Annotated in this window: 18 protein-coding genes; 11 read left to right on the forward strand and 7 right to left on the reverse strand. The window is 64.4% G+C overall.

The annotated features are described in order from the left end of the window. The first annotated feature begins 13 nt into the window (after positions 1-13). The 9 genes from PFZ56_RS13465 to argS are packed head-to-tail and all read left to right on the forward strand — an operon-like array spanning position 14 to position 11040. Positions 14-2170, forward strand: a complete 2157-nt coding sequence (locus PFZ56_RS13465; protein WP_170001315.1) for a carbamoyltransferase C-terminal domain-containing protein — start codon at positions 14-16, stop codon at positions 2168-2170. 34 nt (positions 2171-2204) lie between these two features. After that, on the forward strand, positions 2205-3428 hold the full coding sequence (locus PFZ56_RS13470) for an aminotransferase class I/II-fold pyridoxal phosphate-dependent enzyme (protein ID WP_170001314.1): 1224 nt from the start codon (positions 2205-2207) through the stop codon (positions 3426-3428). Positions 3429-3456: 28 nt separating this feature from the next. Further along, positions 3457-4320, forward strand: a complete 864-nt coding sequence (locus PFZ56_RS13475; RefSeq protein WP_170001313.1) for a CoA ester lyase — start codon at positions 3457-3459, stop codon at positions 4318-4320. Continuing rightward, a complete protein-coding gene (locus PFZ56_RS13480; RefSeq protein ID WP_102878788.1) occupies positions 4317-4844 on the forward strand; it encodes a MaoC family dehydratase in 528 nt (175 codons plus the stop codon). Before PFZ56_RS13475 ends, PFZ56_RS13480 begins: the two co-directional genes overlap by 4 nt. After that, on the forward strand, positions 4841-5830 hold the full coding sequence (locus PFZ56_RS13485) for an ornithine cyclodeaminase family protein (RefSeq protein ID WP_123393367.1): 990 nt from the start codon (positions 4841-4843) through the stop codon (positions 5828-5830). Before PFZ56_RS13480 ends, PFZ56_RS13485 begins: the two co-directional genes overlap by 4 nt. 56 nt (positions 5831-5886) lie before the next feature. After that, complete coding sequence (locus PFZ56_RS13490) at positions 5887-6654, forward strand: SDR family NAD(P)-dependent oxidoreductase (protein ID WP_170001312.1); 768 nt, start codon at positions 5887-5889, stop codon at positions 6652-6654. A 51-nt stretch (positions 6655-6705) separates the two neighbouring features. Continuing rightward, positions 6706-8019, forward strand: coding sequence for a hypothetical protein (locus PFZ56_RS13495; RefSeq protein WP_170001311.1), 1314 nt, complete (start codon positions 6706-6708; stop codon positions 8017-8019). A 51-nt stretch (positions 8020-8070) separates the two neighbouring features. Next, positions 8071-9273 carry an MFS transporter gene (locus tag PFZ56_RS13500; RefSeq protein ID WP_110595120.1) on the forward strand — a complete coding sequence of 401 codons (1203 nt, stop codon included), beginning with the start codon at positions 8071-8073 and terminating at the stop codon, positions 9271-9273. 54 nt (positions 9274-9327) lie between these two features. Beyond that, a complete protein-coding gene (argS, locus tag PFZ56_RS13505) occupies positions 9328-11040 on the forward strand; it encodes an arginine--tRNA ligase (protein WP_170001310.1) in 1713 nt (570 codons plus the stop codon). Positions 11041-11089: 49 nt separating this feature from the next. On the opposite strand, the gene PFZ56_RS13510 is transcribed toward argS, so the two are convergent. Beyond that, positions 11090-11491: a DUF4440 domain-containing protein gene (locus PFZ56_RS13510; RefSeq protein WP_170001309.1), complete on the reverse strand. Its 402-nt coding sequence runs from the start codon at positions 11489-11491 to the stop codon at positions 11090-11092. Then, entirely contained in the window at positions 11472-12839 is a 1368-nt protein-coding gene (locus tag PFZ56_RS13515) for an MFS transporter (protein ID WP_170001308.1), read from the reverse strand. The genes PFZ56_RS13510 and PFZ56_RS13515 overlap by 20 nt, the downstream gene beginning before the upstream one ends. Positions 12840-12922: 83 nt before the next feature. Here PFZ56_RS13515 and PFZ56_RS13520 point away from each other — a divergent pair, with 83 nt between their 5' ends. After that, positions 12923-13828 carry a LysR family transcriptional regulator gene (locus PFZ56_RS13520; protein ID WP_170001307.1) on the forward strand — a complete coding sequence of 302 codons (906 nt, stop codon included), beginning with the start codon at positions 12923-12925 and terminating at the stop codon, positions 13826-13828. A gap of 87 nt (positions 13829-13915) precedes the next feature. Then, a complete protein-coding gene (locus PFZ56_RS13525) occupies positions 13916-15040 on the forward strand; it encodes a GNAT family N-acetyltransferase (protein WP_110651940.1) in 1125 nt (374 codons plus the stop codon). Between the two features lie 16 nt (positions 15041-15056). Here PFZ56_RS13525 and aqpZ read toward each other — a convergent pair whose 3' ends face one another. The 5 genes from aqpZ to PFZ56_RS13550 all read right to left on the reverse strand — a co-directional run bounded on the left by aqpZ (position 15057) and on the right by PFZ56_RS13550 (position 20350). Beyond that, positions 15057-15755 carry an aquaporin Z gene (aqpZ, locus tag PFZ56_RS13530; protein WP_102861680.1) on the reverse strand — a complete coding sequence of 233 codons (699 nt, stop codon included), beginning with the start codon at positions 15753-15755 and terminating at the stop codon, positions 15057-15059. Between the two features lie 346 nt (positions 15756-16101). After that, on the reverse strand, positions 16102-17934 hold the full coding sequence (locus tag PFZ56_RS13535; protein WP_102861681.1) for an ABC transporter ATP-binding protein: 1833 nt from the start codon (positions 17932-17934) through the stop codon (positions 16102-16104). Positions 17935-18025: 91 nt separating this feature from the next. Further along, a complete protein-coding gene (locus tag PFZ56_RS13540) occupies positions 18026-18589 on the reverse strand; it encodes a peptidylprolyl isomerase (RefSeq protein WP_102861682.1) in 564 nt (187 codons plus the stop codon). Positions 18590-18592: 3 nt separating this feature from the next. Further along, entirely contained in the window at positions 18593-19396 is an 804-nt protein-coding gene (locus PFZ56_RS13545; RefSeq protein ID WP_115581830.1) for an alpha/beta fold hydrolase, read from the reverse strand. A 30-nt stretch (positions 19397-19426) separates the two neighbouring features. Further along, positions 19427-20350, reverse strand: coding sequence for a LysR family transcriptional regulator (locus PFZ56_RS13550; protein ID WP_102878799.1), 924 nt, complete (start codon positions 20348-20350; stop codon positions 19427-19429). Positions 20351-20356: the final 6 nt, after the last annotated feature.

Raw genomic sequence — 20356 nt, forward strand, 5'->3', positions numbered from 1 at the left:
GGAGAGTGTCGACATGACCACGGTATATGGAACCTACGGGCCGAAGCTCAAGCGCCTGCCCGAGTGGGTCAAGCGCGTGACCGACTATGTCTACGAGAAGTTGGGCCGGCGGCAGCATTTCTACAGCGGTGAAAGCGCCTTCGCCCAGGAGCGCGGAGCGGAGTTCGCCCGGCGTCTGGCTCAGGGCGAGAGCCTGTACCTGCTGGGGGTCGGCCCCTTCGGGCACAACACCGGCGTGGCCCTGATCAAGGTCAGCGCCAAGGATGGCATCCACATCATTGCCAACAACGAGGAGGAGCGCTTCAGCGCAGAAAAACACTCCAACAAGTTTCCCCAGCACAGCCTGGCAGAGATCCGCCTGATCATGGCCAGCCGCAACATCAGCGCGCAGGACATCTTCTGCATTCTTGGCAGTTGGGACTACATCCGCGCCCTGGGCTTTGACCTGAAGATCATCTTCGAACATGCCCCCAGCAGCCTGACCCTGCTCAACCCGCGGCACGACCCGAACTTCAACCTCAGCCACCTGGTCAAGGGCCTGGGGGCGCCCAAGCGGATCTCCCAGAGCCTGGGCCTGGAAACCACCCAGCCGCTGATCGGCATGCATCACCACAACAACCATGCCTACCTGGCCTATGCCCTGTCGCCGTTCGCCCGGGAGCCTGAGCCGGTGATCCTCACCGTGCTCGACGGCACTGGCGACAACGGTGCCATCTCGCTGTACGAAGTCCGCGACGGCCAGGTCATCTGTCACCGGCAAAACCAGAGCACCATCGACTCCCTGGGCTACCTGTACGGCTACATCAGCTCGACCCAGGGCGGCTGGAGTTTCCTCAGCTCCGAAGGGCGCTACATGGGCGCCGCGGCCTGGGGCAATGCCAGCCGGCTGACCAACCCCTATTACAAGCGCCTGCGGCAGATCCTGTATTTCGCCGAGGAAGGCAACATCCACGTCAACCGGACCATGGTCAACTGGCACATCAAGAGCCACACCGAGCCCTATGGCCAGCCGCTGATCGACATCCTCGGCGCGCCCATCGCTCCGGGGGACATGTGGAACCCGGACAGCGTGCTCAGCGTCGACGACATCGAGCATTCGGACATCACCCAGGATCGGGTCGACAAGGCCCAGGCCCTGCAACTGGTGTTCGAGGACGCGCTGTTCCATATCGTCGATCACCTGATCCGCAAGACCTGTGCCCACAAGCTGGTGCTCACCGGCGGCACGGCGCTCAATTGCATTGCCAACATGCATCTGGTCCAGCACTTCAATCGCGACTACTTCCAGCGCTACCTGGGCCAGGACCAGTGCCTGAAGATCTGGGTGCCGCCGATCCCCAGCGACTGCGGTGTGGCCCTGGGCGCGGCGATACAGTTCGCCATGCGCAATGGCGCCGACGCGCGCAACGATTTCGCCAGCCCGTACCTGTGTGGCCTGGCACCGTCCACGGCGCAGATCCAGCGCGCAGTGATCGAGGAGCAGGGGGTCGAAGCCCGCAAGATCGGCTCCCTGAGCCAGGCCGATTCCCTGACCGAGGTGGCGCGCTTCATGGCCAGCCTGGTGTGCAACAACGCCGTGATCGGGGTGTTCCAGGGCCCGGCGGAAACCGGTCCGCGGGCCTTGGGCAATCGCAGCATCCTGGCCAACCCGCGCAATCCCAACACCTTGGAACTGCTCAACTCGAAAGTGAAGTTCCGGGAGAAGATCCGGCCGCTGGCGCCCATGGTCACCCTGGAAGAAGCCCATCGGCTGTTCGAGCTCGATGAAGGGGCCAAGACCGACGACTACTCGGCCTACAACTACATGGTGCTCACCGCCCGGGCACGCCCCGAGGCCCGCAGCCGGGTTCCAGCGGTGGTCCATGTGGACGGCACCAGTCGCCTGCAGATCGTGCGCCAGTCCCTCAACCCGCTGATCCACGCCTACCTCAAGCAGATGGGGAAACAGTGCGGGGTCGAGGCCTCGGTGAACACTTCGCTGAACGTCGGCAGCCCGATCGCCCAGACCCCGGCCCATGCCCTGCAGACCCTCAAGCGGGCCAAGGGCATGGACGCGCTGATCATGGTCGGCGCCAGTGGCGACATCTTCGCGGTGTGGAAAACCGACAGCGACTTCAAGCGGCGGCTGGCGGTGTTCGAAGCCCAGGCCCTCGACGTCATGCCTACCTGACAGGCACCTACTCACTCGAATTCCGGAGAGCATCATGACCGACAACACTCAGCCTCAGGTCACCAACAAGTACCGCAACAACCTCAAGGCCTTCGATTACGGCAACCAGTTCTGGGACGAATCCGAACGCAACGGCCTGGCGGGCATCGTCGCCAACCTGGTGGGGGACGGCAGCCTGGAAACCGCCGATGGCCATCGTTTCATCAACGTCAGTTGCTGTTCCTACCTGGACCTGGATTCCCATCCGAGCATTGTCCAGGGCGCCATCGACGCCTTGCATCGCTACGGCGTGCTGGATCACTGCATTTCCCGGATCCGCATCCAGATTCCGGCGCTGCTGGAGCTGGAGGCGTCGCTCTCGCAGCTGTTCGAGGCCAAGGTCATCACCGCCATTTCCGCAGGTGCGGCCACGGCAGGCATCCTCCCGCTGCTGGCGTCCGGGCACCTGACCCAGGGCGTGCGCCCGGTGATGGCCTTCGACAAGTTCGCGCACTTTTCCATGAGCCTGTACAAGCCGGTGTGCGGCGATGAGACCGAGGTGTTCACCATCGGCCACAACGACATGAATGCCCTGGAAGACCTGTGCCGCAAGTATCGCAAGGTCGCCTATGTCGCCGACGGCACCTACAGCATGGGCGGCCACGCGGCCCTCGGGGACTTGCTGACCCTGCAGGAAAAGTACGGCCTGTTCCTCTACCTGGACGATTCACACTCGCTGTCCATCGTCGGTCGCCACGGCGAGGGCTATGTGCGCTCGCACATCGATCAGGTCAATGAAAACACCATCATCGTCGCCACCCTGAACAAGGCGTTCGGCGCCAGTGGCGCAGCCATCATGTTCGGCCCCAAGGGCAAGCAGGTGGAGGACATCCTGACCCGTTTCGGTGGGCCGATGGCCTGGTCGCAGCCGATGAACACCGCGGCCATCGGCGCCTCCCTGGCGTCTGCCGATCTGCATCGCGGCCCGGAACTGGCGCTGCGGCAGAACGCCCTGTCGCGCAACATCCAGCTGTTCGACGAGTTCATCCGCACCGAGCAGGCCGGCAATGCCTTTCCGATCCGCCTGGTGCAGTTGCCCAACGACAAGGTGATCCGCAGCGGCCGGCTGCTGTTCGAAAACGGCTTCTATGTGTCGCCGGTGTTCTTCCCCATCGTGGCCAAGGACAACGCCGGGCTGCGGGTCATGTTGCGCTCCACCATCAGCGAGGAGCAGGTGCTGTCGATGTGCGAACTGCTGCGTGGCTGCATCGAGTCCTGAACCCATCCATTGCTGCGAGTGTCCGGTTATGCAAACCCGTGGTTATTCAGTTGCCCCCATTCCCCGGTTGCCCCGTTCGATCCTCTACACCCCGGCCTTCAACCTGGAGCGGCTGCAAGGCGCTCGGGAGGCGGGGGCCGATGTCTGCCTGATCGACCTGGAAGACTCGGTGCCCCCAGCCAGGAAAGCCCTGGCCCGGGAGCATTGCCTGCAATTGCTCAAGGCTCCGGCGTCGGCGTCCCGGGTGGCGGTGCGGATCAACGAACTGCGCTCGCCCCAAGGCCTGCTGGACCTTGAGGCCTTCATCCGCCATGGCCTGGCGCCGGACATCGTGATGCTGACCATGGTCCGCGATGCCTGCGAACTGGAGATCGTGCGTGCCCAGCTCAGCGAGCTGCAGCACCCGGTGCAGCTGTACGTCACCGTGGAGACCCTGGAGGCCATCGACGCCATCGACCCGATTGCCAGCCAGTGCTCGGGGCTGGTGTTCGGCTCGGCGGACTTTGCGGCCGAGCTGGGGGTGGAAATCGGTTGGGAAAACATGCTCTACGCCCGCCAGCGCATCGCTAACGCAGCGGCGCGCTACGACATCGCCGCCATCGACACCGCCTGCTATCACCTGGACGATCCGCAGCTGTTGCTGCAGGAAAGCCGGGCGGTCAAGGCCCTGGGATTCCATGGCAAGGCCATCGTCCACCCGCGCCAGCTGGCCACGGTCATGGAGGTGTTCAGCCCCAGCCCCGGCGAGCTGGAACGGGCCCGGGAGATCCTGCGTCGGGCGGAGCACAGCCAGGGCGAAATCTTCACCCTGGATGGCGACATGATCGGTCCTCCATTCATCAAGAAGGCCCGCAAGCTGCTGAACAATTTTACCCAGGAGCCACATCCATGATCTCGACCCTGCAACGGCTGGACAACGGTGAGTACCTGGAGTCGCCGGGGATGTTCTTCGAGGACTTTAAGCCCGGCGACGTGATTCGTCACTGGCCCGGGCGCACCGTGCTGGAAACCGACAACACCTGGCTGACCCTGCTGTCGATGAACCATCACCCGCTGCACTTCGACCAGGAGTACGCCAAGGACACGGAGTTCGGCAAGGTGCTGGTCAACAGCGTGGTGACCTTCGCCATCATCAATGGCATGTCGGTGCAGACCATGAGCTTTCGCACCCTGGCCAACCTGGGCTGGGATCAGGTGCGGCTCTCGGCCCCGGTGTTCATCGGCGACACCCTCTACGCCAAGTCGAAGGTCCTGGCCATCCGCCCCAGCCGTTCACGGCCGGGGCAGGGGATCGCCACCATCGAGACCGAAGGCTTCAAGGCCGATGGCAGTGTGGTGCTCAGTTACCAGCGTTCATTCCTGGTGCCCCGGCGCGAGCCCCTGGCCTTGCCCGCGGCCGAACAGGAGGTGCCATGAATTTTCTCAGCCTCGATCGCCAGGCCATGGCTCGGGCACTGTCCATGGGCGAGGCCATCGAGGCCCTGCGCCAGGCCCTGGCACCGGCCATGGCGGACGGCGTGCAAGTGCCGCCGCGAACCATCATGACCCTGGGCGACAGTGCCGAGAGCAACCAAGTGCTGGTGATGCCGGCGGCCCTGCCCTTGGCCCAGGCGGTGGCGGTCAAGGTTTCGACCATCACCCCGGACAACCCCCGCCACGGTCGGCCGCTGATCCATGCCCTGGTGATCCTGCTCAGCAGCCAGACCGGGGAAATCCTGGCGCTGATGGAAGGCGCCCATCTGACGGCCCTGCGTACCGGGGCCATGGCCGGGCTGGCCACCGACCTGCTGGCGCGGCCCGCATCCCGGGTGCTGGCGGTGATCGGTGCCGGGGTCCAGGCCCGCAGCCAGATCGAGGCGGTCTGTGCGGTGCGCCCCATCGAACAGCTGTTGCTGCATTCCAGGAGCCTGGACAAGGCCCGGGCCCTGGCGGCCTGGGTCAGCGATCGTGGGTTGTGCCCCCAGGTCATGGTGACCGACAGCGTGGCCCGGGCTGTGCGCATGGCGGACGTGATCTGCACGGCCACTTCCACCGCCAGTGCCGAGCCGCTGGTGCGGGCGGCGGATGTGCGCCCCGGGACCCACATCAATGCCATCGGCGGGGTCGATGAAATCGCCTGCGAGATCGATCCGCTGCTGCTGGGACAGGCGGCGGTGTACGTCGAGGAGCGCGATGCCGCTCTGCGTGAGGCCGGCGAGCTGATTCAAAGCCTGCGCCTGGGGGTTCTGATGCCCGGGGATGTGCAGGAAATCGCCAGCCTGCTGGGCGGCTCCGTCGTCCCGCGGGGCACCGCCAGCAGCCTGTTCAAGTCAGTGGGCACGGCGATTCAGGATGTGGCGGTGGCGGCAGCCCTGCTGCGCTCGGCACGGACCAAGGGGCTGGGCACACGCGTCAGCCTCTGAAACCACAGCCTCTGAAACTACAGTGCCTGGGGCCCAGGCATGACAAGGATGAATACATGGCAGAACAACGATTGTCCGGCAAGAACGCGCTGATCACCGGCGCCAGTCATGGCATTGGCCAGGCCATCGCCCTGGCCATGGCGCGAGAAGGGGCCAATGTGGCGTTTACCTATCAGCGCGATGAGGCCGCCGCGGCCCAGATGCTGGGTCAACTGCAAGAGTTGGGGGTGAAATGCCAGGCCTTCCAGGTGGATGCGGGGGAGGCCAGTGCCGCGCCGCAACTGGCCGGTCGAGTCCTCGCCGGGTTCGATGAGCTGCATGTGCTGGTCAACAATGTCGGCATCACCACACGCACGGGGTTTCTCGAAACCAGCGTCGAGGACTACCACAAGGTGATGAATGCCAACCTGCGGTTTCCGTTCTTTCTGACCCAGGCGGTGATCGCCCACATGCTCGAACGGCGGATCGCCGGCAGTGTGATCAACGTGTCTTCCATCAGTGCCTTCAAGGCCATCAGCCAGATGGCCCACTACCAGTCATCCAAGGCCGGGCTGTCGATGCTGTCCAAGAGCCTGGCCTACGAGTTCGCTGCCCAGGGCATCCGGGTCAATACCCTGTCACCCGGACTGACCGCCACCCAGGGCAACCGCAACCAGTGGCACAACGATCCGCAGTTGTGGCGCGAACGGGGCAAGGACATTCCCCTGGGCCGCGCCGGCACGCCCCAGGATCACGCCGGCGCGGCGGTGTTTCTGGCCAGTGATGAAGCCGCCTGGGTGACCGGTGCCGACATCGTGATCGATGGCGGCGAAGCGACCCTCTGATCCATTCCCACCGAGGGCTTGCCCCCTCATTTGCATCAGGAAGCGCGATCCATGAATTTTGAAGAGCTCAATCGCCCGTTGTTCGATGTGTTTGGCCAGCGCAATCCGCAGTTGATCAAGCCCCAGGGATACAAGGCGACCCCCTTTCCCCTGGCCCTGTTTCCCGCCGCTGCCTTTCAGGCGGTGGCCGCCGACCTGCGTCTGATCCTGGCGGCGCAGTCGCGGATGCTTGCCCATTTGCTGACCCTGCACAGCCGTGAGCACATCCTGGAATTGTTCAATGTGCCGGTTCAGGTCCGCGACCTGGTGGATTGGTCGCTGCTGGAAAAGGGCGGGCGGCTGATTGGCCGTGCGGACGTTCTGCTGAGCGAGGATGGCCAGTACCAGCTGTGCGAACTGAACATCGGCCCGGCCATCGAAGGCCCGCAGTTGCACGAATTCTGCTCGCGTTTTCTGGAGACGCGAGGGGTGCAACTCAGTGGCTTCGAACACGGGCAATCGCCCTATGTCGATCTGGCGCGGCTGATCCAGCGCCTGTGCAAGGAGCAGCGGCGCAGTCGTGTGGTGCTCCTGGATCTTGAAGCCTATGACCACTGGGCAGGCGCTTCGGCCTACCAGCCGTTGTTGCGCCATGTGCGTCAGGCCTGTGCGGATCTGGAAGTGGTACTGATCAAGGAGCACCAGTACCAGGCGCAGTGGCTGAGCGCCGAAGAAGGCGCGCGAACCCTGGTCTATCGCCTGTTCCTGGAGGAGGAAATCGTCGATGGCGGCGATCTGGTGCGGCGTATCTGCTGTTCGGGCGCCTTGCTGCTCAACACCTTTGAAAACTACGTGAGCAGCTGCAAGTCATGGTTCTCGCTGTTTCATGAGCCGGCGCTGCGGGCGGTGCTGGACGATGAACAGCGCGCCGCCATCGATCGCCGGATACCCATGACGGTGCGGGTCAGTGCGCAAAACCTTGAGGGTTTGCTGCTGCGGCGCCAAGAGCTGGTGTTCAAGCCCTGCAACTCCACCGGTGGCAAGGGGGTGATCCTCGGTGAGGAAGCCACTGACGAACTGATCCGCGCCTGCATCGGTCCAAGTCACAGTGAATGGATTGCCCAGGCCACCATCCGCCAGCGCTCCTATGCTTTGCCCCAGGCCTTCTGGAACCAGCCGGTGGAGCAGTTCGTGGTGTTTGGCCTGTACTACATCAATCAGCAGATGTCGGGCCTGTATTTGCGCTGCAACGGTCGCTCCAGGGCGGTCAATGTGCTGTCCGGTGGCATGCCGGGCTGGGCGCTGCCGATCACCGACCAGGAGCACCAGCGGCTGCTGGCGCAACTCAAGACCCAGGAGCCTGAACCGTGCCCTCTAGCGCAATGAACCAGGGCCGGGGAGGACAGGCTCCCCCTGGCGGGAGAAGTGGGCCGGCCCATGATTGAAAGAACCTTCAGCTGGGCGCGCTACGCCACCCTGCCCAGGGAGATCCATGTGGTGCTGTTCGGCACCCTGCTGACCCGTAGCGCGTTCTTCATGATCTGGCCGTTCCTGGCGATCTTCCTGTACCAGGACTATCACCTGGGGGCGACGTTGATCGGCACCCTGTTGGCGGTGGCCATGGTGGGCGGCGCACTGAGCAGTATCTACACCGGCTGGCTCTCGGACCGTTTCGGACGACGGCGCCTGATCCTGGCGGGCGCCTTGTTGAGCGCGCTGTCGTTCTTGCTGTTCATCGAGGCCGGCTCGGTGTTCTGGTTCGGCGTGGCAGTGGCCGGCGTGAGCATCGGCTGCTCGCTGCTGGAGTCGACCTGCAAAGTGCTGATCGGCGATTACGTGGAGGATCTGCAGTCCCGGGAGCTGGCACTGTATGCCAACTATTTCCTGGTGAACGTCGGTGGCTCCATCGGGCCGTTGATCGGCATGTTGCTGCTGTCCAGCGTGCGCTCCCTGGTGTTCGCCGTCTGCGCCCTGGTGTACACGGTGTTCGGCCTGCTGCTGTGGCGTCTGCTGCGGGACAAGGAGGCCCGGGTGCAGCGGCATGCCAGCGCTCCGACCCCCAACTTCCTGGTGGCCTTCGGTGCGGTGCTCAAGCATCGGCGATTTACCCTGCTGATGCTGTGCAACACCGTGGCGGCCTTCGTCTATGCCTCGTTCGACTCGACCCTGCCGCAGTACCTGGCGCGTAGCGAAGTACAGGACCCGGTGACCCTGCTGGTGATCCTGATCACCCTCAACTCGCTGATTGTGGTCTTTACTCAGTTTCCTCTGTTGCGCTTGCTGGAGGTTTATTCCACTCGTTGCCGGCTGTTCTGGGGCATGGCCCTGATGTTAGCGTCGCAGCTGGTGTTCGCCGGCTCGCCGGTGACGCTGTTCTGGGGGCTGGCGCTGGCCACGCTGCTGTTGAGCGTGGGCGAGTTGATTGTGTTCCCGATCTTCAGCATCGAGGTCGATCGGCTGGCTCAGGAGAGTCTGCGCGGCACCTATTTCGGGGTCTCCAGCCTTTATCGGGTGGGCATTGCGCTGTCGCCGATCTACGGTGGCGGCATGCTCGACCTGGTGGGGGGGCAATGGATGTTCATAGGATTGGCCGCACTGTGCGGGCTGGTCATGGTGGTACAAAACTACGCCGTCAGGTAAAGGGCAGGGTTGCCGCCTGAGGTTCGAAATCTTCAAGGATGAGGTGTATCCGACATGTCTGTAATGCGCATTCTGGACCAACGTTTCGCGGCCGCCCTCAACGGCCTGGGCGCCACTGACAGTCCGCCGGTGATTCAACTGGCCAGCCGTCCCGAGTTTGGCGACTTCCAGATGAGTGGAGTCATGGCCGCGGCCAAGAAGCTGGGCCTGGCGCCGCGTGAGCTGGCCCTGCAACTGGTGGAGCGGGTGGACCTGCGGGGCATCGCCGAGCACCTGCAGATCGCCGGGCCGGGCTTTATCAATATTTCCCTCAGTAAGGACTTCCTGCGCGAACGCCTGGAGCATGCGCTGCTGACCCGCAACCTAGGGGTCGAGCCGCAGCCGGCCAAGCGGGTGATGGTGGAGTACGCCTCGGTCAACCTGGCCAAGGAAATGCACGTCGGGCACCTGCGCGGCAGCATCATTGGCGACGCCCTGGCGCGGATCAATCTGTTCATGGGCCAGGACGTGATCCTGCAGAGTCACGTCGGCGACTGGGGCACCCAGTTCGGCATGCTCCTGGCCTATATGAAAGAGGCCACCGATACCTGCCGGCAGGACTACGAACTGCGGGACCTGAACCGCTTCTACCAACAGGCCAAGCTGCGCTTCGATGAATCGGAGGATTTTGCCCGCCGTGCCCGGGATTATGTGGTCCGGTTGCAACAGGGAGACGCCGAGGTGCTGCGCATGTGGCACACCTTCGTCGAGGTGTCGCTGTCCCACTCCCTGGATATCTTCCAGCGCCTGGGCCTGTTGCTCAAACAGTCGGACATCCGTGGCGAGAGTTTCTACAACGATGACCTGCAGCCCCTGGTCCAGGCCCTGCAGGACAAGGGCCTGCTGACCGAAAGCCAGGGCGCCAGGGTGGTGATGCTGGCGGAGTACGCCAACAAGGAGGGCCAGGAGGCGGCCTTTATCGTACAGAAGCAGGGCGGTGGCTTTCTCTATGCCACCACGGACCTGGCGGCGATCCGTTTTCGCATTCGCCAGCTCAAGCTCGACCGCTGCCTGTATGTGGTGGATGTGCGTCAGTCCCTGCATTTCCAGCAGTTGTTCCTGGTGGCGCGCAAGGCCGGCTTCCTGCCGCCCCAGGCGGATTTCGAGCATGTCAGCCATGGCACGATCAAGGGCGCCGATGGCAAGCCGTTGAAGACCAAGTCCGGCGAGTCGGTCAAGCTCGATGCGTTGCTGACCGAGGCGGTGGAGCGGGCCGAGGTGCTGATCGTCGCGAAGAACAACGGGCTGGACCCCGAGGCCCGTCGACACGTGGCCCGGGTGGTGGGCATCGGCGCGCTGAAGTACGCCGACCTGTCCCGTCATCGCAACACCGACTATGTGTTCGACTGGGACGCGATGCTGTCCTTCGAGGGCAATACCGCGCCTTACCTGCAATACGCCTACACCCGGGCCAACCGCGTGCTGACCCGGGCCGGGAGCGTCAAGGAGCAAGGCCTGCAGATCATCGAGCCCCATGAACACAGCTTGGCCATCGAGCTGCTGCGTTTCGAGGATGTGATGTTGCAAGTGCTGCGCGAAAGCCTGCCCCACGTGCTGTGTGCCTACCTGTACGGGCTGGCCACGGCGTTTTCGCGTTTCTACGAGTCCTGCCCGGTGATTGCTGACGAGCGTGTCGATGGTTCGCGGCTGAAACTCTGTGAACTGACCGCCCGCACCCTGAAGGAGGGCCTGGGGCTGCTGGGGATCGAGGTGGTCGACACCATGTGATGCCGTGCTTTGCCGAGGCGGGGCGCGTGCCGCGCCTCGGGCAAAGGGCTCAGGGGCAAGCGGTTTCGTGCAGGTACAGCCACTGCACCGCATCGTCCTGGACCCGGATGATCGCCAGTGACAGGCGCGAGGTCTGGCTCTGGTTCAGGCAATGGGTTTCCTTGTAGCGGATCGCCGCGCTGTGGCCTTCCTGCCACAGGCAGTGCAGATCGCTGACGATGATCTCCAGCCCCGCGCGGGTGCCCAGGGCACTGCGAAACAGCTGCTCCACCTGTGCCCGGCCAACCAGGGCGCCGCTGGTGGTCACCATCTGGAAATCCTCGGCGAACAGCGGCAGCAGTTGCTCGATGCAGGCCGCGCCATCCCCCCGTTGATCGGTGAAGACACGGTGAATCAGTTGATGAATCCAGTGCACGCTGTGCTGTGCCTGTTTAACGATCGAGTTGGGCATGGGAGGCCTTTTGTGGAGTGAGTCTGCCGAGGGCCGGCAAGGGAAGCAGGCCGGCCAGGGCGGCCAGTAGCAGGCTCAGGTGATAGGCCGCGAGAGCGTCCAGGTACCTGAGCAGGAGGTTGTAGAGCATCAGCAGCAAGGCTGCGCCAAGGCTGAAGGCCATCTGCCGGTTGATGTTCCAGATCACGCTGGCTTTGTGCGTGTCGCTGCCGCTGAAGTCCAGCAGGGCGGTGGTCTGGGCGGTGTTGGCACCGGCGCCGCCGCCAAGGCCCATCAGCAGGTAGGCCAGCATGATCAGCGGCAGGTCGGATGTCGCGTTGACCCAACACAAGGTGGCGATGCCGGTGCTGTGCAGCACCAGGGCGATGGCGAACAGTCGCGGGGCGCCGATGCGGTGGTAGTAACGCCCGCAGGCCAGCATCGCCAGCAGGGCACCGGCGGCATACAGCAGCATGAACATGCCGCTGTGTTGCGCGCTCAGGTGCAGGCTGTCCTGCAGAAAGAACAGGCTCAGCAGGTTGACGCCGGTGAAGATCCCGGGAATCGCGTGGTAGATGCCCACCGACAGGCCGAGGCGGGGATTTTTCAGCAGGTGCAGATCGACGATGGGCTGTGGGCAAGCCTGGCAGTGCCTGCGGTACAGCGCGGCCAACAGCAGGCCGGCGGCGAGGCAGAGCAGGGCCTGATAGGCCGGGTAGCCGCTGCCGTACAGCGACATGCCCAGCAGCAGGCTGCCCAGGCTGGCGCTCACCAGCAGCAGGCCGCGCAGGTCCGGTCGGGCCGGATGCGGCGTGCGTTCGCTGCGGACCCAGCGCCAGGACAGCAGCGCCGCCAGCAAGGACAGCGGCAGGCTGGCGAAGAACACCCAGCGCCAGGAACTGTGGTCGACAATTGCACCGCCCAGGGTCGGCGAGAGTGCGGGTGCCAGCAATGCCACGGCCATGATCAGGGTCGAGATGCGCGCCCGTTGCGGGCCCTGGAACAGGTTGAAGGTCAGGGCTTGCCCCAGGGGAATCAGCAGGCCGCCGGCCATGCCCTGCACCAGTCGCCAGAACACCAGCCACCTGAAGTCGTCGGCCAGCCCGCAGAGCAGGGCCGCGCCACTGAACAGCAGCATCGAGGCGCAGAGGATCTCCCGGCTGCCGAAGCGTCCTGCCAGCCAGGTGCTGATGGGAATCACCAGGGTCAGGCCGAGAATGTAGGCGTTGGCCACCCAGGCCACGCTGGCGCTGGAGACCTGCCAGTGCGCGGCGATGCTCGGCAGGGCCACCGCCGACATGAAGATGTTCACGCAGTCGATAAAGAACCCGAGAAGAAATACCACCGCCACTTTGTATCTGTAGGTCATGCCGCCTCCGTTTTGCCCGCAGCTTAGGGAGCTTGGGCGGAGACTGTCGAGGTGCCTATACTTGACGCATTGTTTAACAGGATTTGACAGTGAGCGAGACCTTTCACGGCCAACTGCACCGGGTGCAGACCTTTCTCGCGGTGGTGGACTTTGGCTCCTACACCCGCGCCGCGCAGTACCTGGGCATCAGCAAGGCCATGGCCAGCCTGCATATCAAGGCGCTGGAGCAGGCCCTGGCCAGTACCTTGCTGATCCGCACCACGCGGCATATCGCCCTGACGGAAAGTGGCCAGGACCTGTATGACGAATTCAAGGGGATTGTCGCCAATATCGATACCGCCTTTGACAACGTGCTGCACGGACGCAACCGGGTCAGCGGCAAGTTGCGCATCAGCTCCACGGCGGAGTACGCCGAGACTTTCGTGCTGCCGATCCTACCGTTGTTCACCGCGCGCTACCCCGAGGTGCGCCTGAGTTATCACTTCAATTCGTCGTTGAATGACCTGGTGGCGGAAAAGCTCGATCTGGTGATTCGCCTCGGCCACCTGGCGGACTCGGGGTTCAAGGGTCGCAAGCTGGCGGACTACGGCATCGCCCTGGTGGCCAGCCCGGACCTGCTCAAGGGCGTGGAACTGGCGCAGGCCGAGGATCTCTGCCTCTTGCCGTGGATCGGCAACAGCAATCTGGCGGGGCCGCCCAGCTGGACCTTCAATCATCCGCGTCGGGGCGAGGTGGAGGTGCGGGTCAACCCCGGGCATGAGTCCAATTCGGCGACGGCGATTCGCGCCCTGGCCCTGGCCGGCCTGGGGCTGGCGGTGCTGCCCGAATGGCTGGTGCTCGACGACCTGGCCAACGGGCGCCTGGTGCGGGTGCTGCCGCCGTACAGCCTGGCGCCGCAGCCGGTGCATGTGCTGTTTCCCAACAGCGCCCACTTGCCGCGCAAATCCCGGGTGTTCATCGATTTTCTCGCCGAACACCTGGGGCATTGAGAGGGGGGGCAGGGTGCTGGCGGTTTCGGTGAGTCCGGGGATGGAGGATACTCGCCGGGTCGTTCGATCTGAATTCCGGGGACCCCCATGCCGCTGCAATCCTTGAACAGTCTGTCTGCCGTCGATCCTGTGCAATGGGATGGCCTGCTCAAGGACGGGCAACCCTTTGTCCGTCACGCCTTTCTCAGTGCCCTGGAAGACAGTGGCAGCCTGGGCCCGGGCTCCGGTTGGCAGGCCGAGCACCTGCTGCATGTAGAAGACGGCCGGCTGCTGGCGGCCCTGCCCAGCTATCGCAAATGGCACTCCTACGGTGAATACGTGTTCGATCACGGTTGGGCGGATGCCTGCGCGCGGGCCGGGATCGACTACTACCCCAAGCTGCTGACCGCGGTGCCGTTCAGCCCGGTGAGCGGCGCCCGGGTGTTGGCAGCGACCCAGGCGGATGCCTTCGAGCTGCTGAAAAGCCTGCCCGGTTACCTGGAGATCGAAGGGCTTTCCAGCGCTCACATCAACTTCACCGATGACTTCAGCGATCAGGCCCTGGAACAGCAACCGGGCTGGTTGCAGCGCCTGGGCTGTCAGTTCCACTGGCAGAATCGCGGCTACCGGGATTTTCAGGATTTTCTCGACGCCTTGAGCTCGCGCAAGCGCAAGCAGATGCGCAAGGAGCGCGAACAGGTGGCGGGGCAGGGCTTTGATTTTCAGTGGTTCGAAGGCCATGAACTGGACGAGGCACTGTGGGATTTCGTCTATGCCTGCTACGCCAATACCTATGCGGTGCGGCGCCAGTCGCCGTACCTGACCCGGGCCTTCTTCAGCCTGCTGGCCGAGCGCATGCCCGAGGCGATTCGCGTGGTCCTGGCCAAGCAGGGCGGGCGCCCGGTGGCCATGGCCTTCAGCCTGGTGGGGGGCGACAGTTTCTACGGCCGCTATTGGGGCTGCCTGGCGGAGTTTGACCGCCTGCATTTCGAGACCTGTTTCTATCAGGGCATGGACTACGCCATCGCCCAGGGGCTGCAGCGCTTCGACGCCGGGGCCCAGGGCGAGCACAAACTGATTCGGGGCTTCGAACCGGTGATCACCCGCTCCTGGCATTACCTGCGTCACCCCGGGCTGAATGCCGCGGTGCAGGATTTCCTGCATCGGGAGCGGGTCGGAATTCGCGCTTATGCCGAGGAGGCGAAGGACGCCTTGCCCTATCGGCAGGCGTGATCCTCGCCGCCGTTGCTCAGCCGTCTTCCTTGCCCAGCCAGCGGTAGAGCACGGCGCCGATCACTGCGCCGAGTATCGGTGCCAGCCAGAACAGCCACAGTTGCTGCAGGGCCCAGCCGCCGACGATCAGCGCCGGGCCGGTGCTGCGGGCCGGGTTGACCGAGGTGTTGGTCACCGGGATCGAGATCAGGTGGATCAGGGTCAGGGCCAGGCCAATGGCAATGGGCGCCAGCCCCGCCGGGGCGCGTTTGTCAGTGGCGCCCAGAATGATCACCACGAACATCCCGGTCATCACCAGTTCACAGACAAACCCCGCTGCCATTGAATAGCCGCCGGGGGAGTGCTCGCCATAGCCATTGGAGGCCAGCCCCGAGGCCAGCTCGAAGCCGGGCTTGCCGCTGGCAATGAAATACAGCAGCGCTGCGGCGATGGCCCCGCCGATGACCTGCGCCACGATATAGGCCGGCAGCTCCCTGGCCGGAAAGCGTCCGCCCACCACCAGGCCCACGGACACGGCGGGATTGAGGTGGCAGCCGGAAATATGGCCGATGGCGAAGGCCATGGTCAGCACCGTCAGGCCGAAGGCCAGGGCGACGCCCAGCAGACCGATGCCGACATTGGGAAACGCCGCCGCCAGCACGGCGCTGCCGCAGCCGCCGAGAACCAGCCAGAAGGTCCCGAGCAATTCAGTCATGGAACGTTTGAACAAAGACATGAGTGATTCCTTGATAGGTCAACCTATCAACGCGATACAACTGTTATGCATCCCGCGGGTTAACTGCAGGTTCTGTCCCGGAACCTAGGCTCAGTACAGCAGGCTTTTGGCGCAATTCCAGCCCACAAAAAAACGCCAGGGCCCCTGGAAACGGGGCCCTGGCGTTGCGAGGCACAACCTTCTGCACCTGATTGCTGTAGCCGCTGCCGCAGGCTGCGACCGAGTCTGCAGGACTCGCAAGGCGACCACCGCGATTGACCAGGCAAACCGCGGATGCAGGTTCTGCGGCCCCGGCGGTGCCGATCGCAGCCTGCGGCAGCGGCTACAGATCAGTCGCCGCCGCCGGTCAGTCGATGCCGACGAATCCTCCAGTCTGGTGCTGCCACAGGCGCGCGTACAAACCACCATGGGCCAGTAGTTCGGCGTGGGTGCCGGCTTCGGCAATGCGCCCCTGTTCCAGGACGATCAGGCGGTCCATGCGGGCGATGGTGGAGAGACGGTGGGCGATGGCGATTACGGTCTTGCCCTGCATCAGGGTCTCCAGGCTTTCCTGGATCGCCGCTTCCACTTCCGAGTCCAGGGCCGAGGTGGCTTCGTCCATGATCAGGATCGGCGCGTCCTTGAGCAGCACCCGGGCAATGGCGATGCGCTGGCGCTGGCCGCCGGACAGCTTGACCCCGCGTTCGCCAACGTGGGCATCGAAGCCGGTGCGGCCCTGGGCGTCGGACAACTGCGGGATGAACTCGTCGGCCCGGGCCTTTCGCACCGCTTCCCAGAGCTCCTCGTCGGTGGCATCGGGGCGGCCGTAGAGCAGGTTGTCGCGGATCGAGCGGTGCAGCAGCGAGGTGTCCTGGGTGATCATGCCGATGCGCTCGCGCAGGCTTTCCTGGGTCACCTCGGCGATGTTCTGGCCGTCGATGAGGATTTGTCCGCCCTGCAGGTCGTAGAGGCGCAGCAGCAGGTTGACCAGGGTCGATTTGCCGGCCCCGGACGGGCCGATCAGGCCGATCTTCTCCCCGGGACGGATGTCCAGGTTGAGGTCGCTGATGACCTTGTTGGCCTTGCCGTAATGGAACTCCACATGCTCGAAGCGCACGCCGCCCTTGGCCACCGCCAGCTTCGGCGCCTGCTCGCGGTCGGTGAGTTGCAGCGGTTGGGCGATGGTCTTGAGGCCGTCCTCGACCATGCCGATGTTCTCGAAGATGCCGTTGATCACCCACATGATCCAGCCGGACATGTTGACGATGCGGATCACCAGGCCGGTGGCCAGGGCGATGGCCCCGGCGCTGATCAGCGACTGGCTCCACAGCCACAGGGCCAGGCCCGTGGTGCTGACGATCAGTAGGCCGTTGAGGCTGGTGATGGTCACGTCCATAGCGGTGACCACGCGCCCGGCCAATTGGCTTTTCTCGGTCTGCTCGGCGATGGCTTCGCGGGCGTAGCTCTGTTCGAAGTGGGTGTGGGCGAAGAGCTTGAGGGTGGTGATGTTGGTGTAGCCGTCGACGATCCGCCCCATGAGTTTGGAGCGGGCGTCGGAGGCGTCCACCGAACGCTTCTGGATGCGTGGCACGAAGTAGCGCATGGCACCGATGAAACCGGCGATCCACAGCAGCAGGGGGATCATCAGGCGCCAGTCGGCGTCGGCGAACAGCACCAGGGAGCCGATGGCGTAGATGGTCACGTGCCACAGCGCGTCGATCACCTGTACCGAGGAGTCCTGCAGCGAATAGCCGGTCTGCATGATGCGCTGGGCGATGCGCCCGGCGAAGTCGTTCTGGAAGAAGTTCAGGCTCTGGCGCAGCACGTAGCTGTGGTTCTGCCAGCGGATCAGGCTGGTCATGCCGGGGTTGATGGTCTGGTGCATCAACAGGTCGTGCAGGCCCACCATCAGCGGCCGGAACAGCAGGGCCACCACCGCCATCCAGGCCAGCTCCAGGCCGTGGTCGGTGAATACCTGGACGCTGGGCGTGCCCTGGGCCAGGTCGATGATGGTGCTCAGGTAGCTGAACAGCGACACCTCGATCAGGGCCACGAACAGGCCCACCACCAGCAGGGCGACGAAGCTGGGCCAGACTTGCTTGATGTAGTGGAAGTAGAACGGCAGGACCCGATTGGGCGGGGTGGCGCTGGGGGCGTCGCGGAAGATATCGATCAGTTGTTCAAAACGACGAAAGAGCATGGGGGTCTTGAAGCCCGGGGTACGGGCTCTCCTGTTCTGAAAGCGGACGGGGCGCCGGGTAGGGCGCCGCCGTCGGGACAGGCTGCGGAATTCAGTCGATGCGCTTGGCCGACTTGATCAGCACCGGGTCCACAGGCACGTTTTGCATGCCTTGCTTGGTGGTGGTCTGGGAATTGACGATCTGGTCCACCACGTCCATGCCGCTCACCACCTTGGCGAACACCGCGTAGCCGGCATCGCGGCCCGGGTCGAGGAAGGCGTTGTCGGCGACGTTGATGAAGAACTGGCTGGTGGCCGAGTTGGGGTTGGAGGTGCGGGCCATGGACAGGGTGCCGCGAACGTTATGCAGGCCGTTGGAGGCTTCGTTCTTGATCGGGTCGCGGGTGTCTTTCTGCACCATCTGCGCGGTGAAACCACCGCCTTGGGCCATGAACCCCGGGATCACCCGGTGGAAGATGGTGTTGTTGTAGAAGCCGCTGTCGACATAGTCGAGGAAGTTCTTGCTGGAGATCGGTGCCTTGACCGGATCCAGTTCGACTTCGATCTTGCCGAAGCTGGTGTCCAGCAGGACGTGAGGCGCCTTGGCCGGTTGGGCGGCCATCAGGTTGGCAGCGAACAGCACGGAGCCGGCGACGAGGGCGATTTTTTTCAGCATGGTTCAGTGATCCTGAGTGGTGGTGTCGACTGTGGTTATGAAGTCCAGCAGGGTGTGGTTGAAGCGCTGCGGCTGGTCCAGCGGCGTGGCGTGTCGGGAGTCCTCGATCACCACCAGCCGTGCATCCGGCAGCAGTTTGACATAAGCCTCTTTGACCGCCACCGGGGTGTAGTCGCGGTCGGCGCTGACGACCAGGGTTGGACAGGTGATCCGCCCCAGACGTTCCTGCACTCCCCAGCCGACGATGGCGTCGAAGCTGGCGAGATAAGCACGTTTGTCGTTTTTTGCCCAGCGCTCGGCCATCTTTTGCCGCAGCTCGCCCTGCTCCGGCTTGGGAAACAGGCGCGGCCCCAGGGCCTTGCCGATGGCGGCCGGGCTCAACACCCGGGCCAGGCTCCAGCGCTTGAACCACTGCCAGTAGTCATTGGCGCTGCGTAGCTTGACCTCGGGGGCGCTGTTGACGATGCACAGGCTCTTGAGCAATTGCGGCTGATCCACCGCCAGCTGGAAGCCGATCATGCCGCCCATGGACAGCCCGACGTAGTGCGCGGGACCCAGGTTCAGGTGCTCGATCAGCGCCACGATGTCGGCGCTGAAGCCCGGGATGCTGTAGCGCTCCCGAGGTTTGTCGGAACGCCCGTGACCGCGAATGTCCGGGATGATCAGCCGGTAGCGGGCCGCGAGCTCGGGGATCTGTTTTTCCCAGTCCAGGGCGCTGGAGCCCAGGCCGTGAACCAGCAGCAGGGGGTCGCCCCGGCCGTATTCCTCGTAGTGCAGGGTGCAACCTTCATGCTCGAAATACGCCATGGCAGAACTCCTGTTCTGGTGGGTGGGACGTCAGGCTTGCTCGGGGGCGGCAAAGGGCGCATCCAGGGGCGCGGTGTCGAAGGTGCGCAGCAGTTCCACGAGGATCTGCGTGGCCGGGCCCAGGGGTTTGTCCTTGTTGGAATAGAGGAAGAAGGTCGGATGGCGGCTGCCGCCCTGGTCCAGGGGCAGGACCTTGAGCAGGCCTTCGCGCAGCTCCCGTTCGATCAGGTGCCGGGGCAGCCAGGCAAACCCCAGGCCGCTGCTGACGAAGGTCGCGGCGGTGGCCAGGCTGCCCACGGTCCAGCGTTGTTCGGCGCCGAGCCAGCCCACATCCCGCGGCTGCTGGCGGCCGGAGTCGCGGATCACCACTTGCAGCTGGCTTTCCAGGTCCTGGAAATGCAGTTCCCGTTGCAGGCGGTGCAGGGCGTGTTCTGGATGGGCCACAGCGACGAACTCCACCGAACTCATCTCGGTGCCCAGGTAACCGGGAATGTTGAAGCCACTGATGGCCAGGTCGGCCACGCCTTCGAGCAGCACTTCCTCGACCCCGGACAGCACTTCTTCGCGCAGGCGTACGCGGCAGCCACGGCTTTGCGGCATGAAGGCGGTCAGGGCGCGCACCAGGCGCGCGTTGGGGTAGGCGGCGTCCACCACCAGTCGCACCTCGGCTTCCCAGCCCTGTTCCATATGGTGGGCCAGGTCTTCCAGCTGGCTGGCCTGCTTGACCAGTTGCCGGGAGCGGCGCAGCAACACGCCGCCGGCTTCGGTGAGCACCGCCTTGCGGCCATCGATGCGCAGCAGCGGCACGCCGAGCTGGTCCTGCATGCGCGCCACGGTGTAGCTGACCGAGGACTGCGAGCGGTGCAGGGCTTCGGCGGCCTGGGCGAAGCCGCCGTGATCGACCACCGCCTGCAGGGTGCGCCATTGATCCAGGGTCACGCGGGGCGCTTTCATGAGGGA

The organism is Pseudomonas danubii (assembly GCF_042980055.1).
Classification (GTDB): Bacteria; Pseudomonadota; Gammaproteobacteria; order Pseudomonadales; family Pseudomonadaceae; genus Aquipseudomonas; species Aquipseudomonas danubii.

What these genes read in the sequence shown, in the direction of transcription:
- PFZ56_RS13465 (WP_170001315.1), top strand. Translation starts at nt 14, where the DNA reads ATGACCACGGTATATGGAACCTACGGGCCGAAGCTCAAGCGCCTGCCC.
- PFZ56_RS13480 (WP_102878788.1), top strand. Translation starts at nt 4,317, where the DNA reads ATGATCTCGACCCTGCAACGGCTGGACAACGGTGAGTACCTGGAGTCG.
- PFZ56_RS13500 (WP_110595120.1), top strand. Translation starts at nt 8,071, where the DNA reads ATGATTGAAAGAACCTTCAGCTGGGCGCGCTACGCCACCCTGCCCAGG.
- PFZ56_RS13540 (WP_102861682.1), bottom strand. Translation starts at nt 18,589, where the DNA reads ATGCTGAAAAAAATCGCCCTCGTCGCCGGCTCCGTGCTGTTCGCTGCC.
- PFZ56_RS13495 (WP_170001311.1), top strand. Translation starts at nt 6,706, where the DNA reads ATGAATTTTGAAGAGCTCAATCGCCCGTTGTTCGATGTGTTTGGCCAG.
- PFZ56_RS13485 (WP_123393367.1), top strand. Translation starts at nt 4,841, where the DNA reads ATGAATTTTCTCAGCCTCGATCGCCAGGCCATGGCTCGGGCACTGTCC.
- PFZ56_RS13490 (WP_170001312.1), top strand. Translation starts at nt 5,887, where the DNA reads ATGGCAGAACAACGATTGTCCGGCAAGAACGCGCTGATCACCGGCGCC.
- PFZ56_RS13535 (WP_102861681.1), bottom strand. Translation starts at nt 17,934, where the DNA reads ATGCTCTTTCGTCGTTTTGAACAACTGATCGATATCTTCCGCGACGCC.
- aqpZ (WP_102861680.1), bottom strand. Translation starts at nt 15,755, where the DNA reads ATGTCTTTGTTCAAACGTTCCATGACTGAATTGCTCGGGACCTTCTGG.
- PFZ56_RS13475 (WP_170001313.1), top strand. Translation starts at nt 3,457, where the DNA reads ATGCAAACCCGTGGTTATTCAGTTGCCCCCATTCCCCGGTTGCCCCGT.
- PFZ56_RS13515 (WP_170001308.1), bottom strand. Translation starts at nt 12,839, where the DNA reads ATGACCTACAGATACAAAGTGGCGGTGGTATTTCTTCTCGGGTTCTTT.
- PFZ56_RS13550 (WP_102878799.1), bottom strand. Translation starts at nt 20,350, where the DNA reads ATGAAAGCGCCCCGCGTGACCCTGGATCAATGGCGCACCCTGCAGGCG.
- argS (WP_170001310.1), top strand. Translation starts at nt 9,328, where the DNA reads ATGTCTGTAATGCGCATTCTGGACCAACGTTTCGCGGCCGCCCTCAAC.
- PFZ56_RS13545 (WP_115581830.1), bottom strand. Translation starts at nt 19,396, where the DNA reads ATGGCGTATTTCGAGCATGAAGGTTGCACCCTGCACTACGAGGAATAC.
- PFZ56_RS13470 (WP_170001314.1), top strand. Translation starts at nt 2,205, where the DNA reads ATGACCGACAACACTCAGCCTCAGGTCACCAACAAGTACCGCAACAAC.
- PFZ56_RS13510 (WP_170001309.1), bottom strand. Translation starts at nt 11,491, where the DNA reads ATGCCCAACTCGATCGTTAAACAGGCACAGCACAGCGTGCACTGGATT.
- PFZ56_RS13525 (WP_110651940.1), top strand. Translation starts at nt 13,916, where the DNA reads ATGCCGCTGCAATCCTTGAACAGTCTGTCTGCCGTCGATCCTGTGCAA.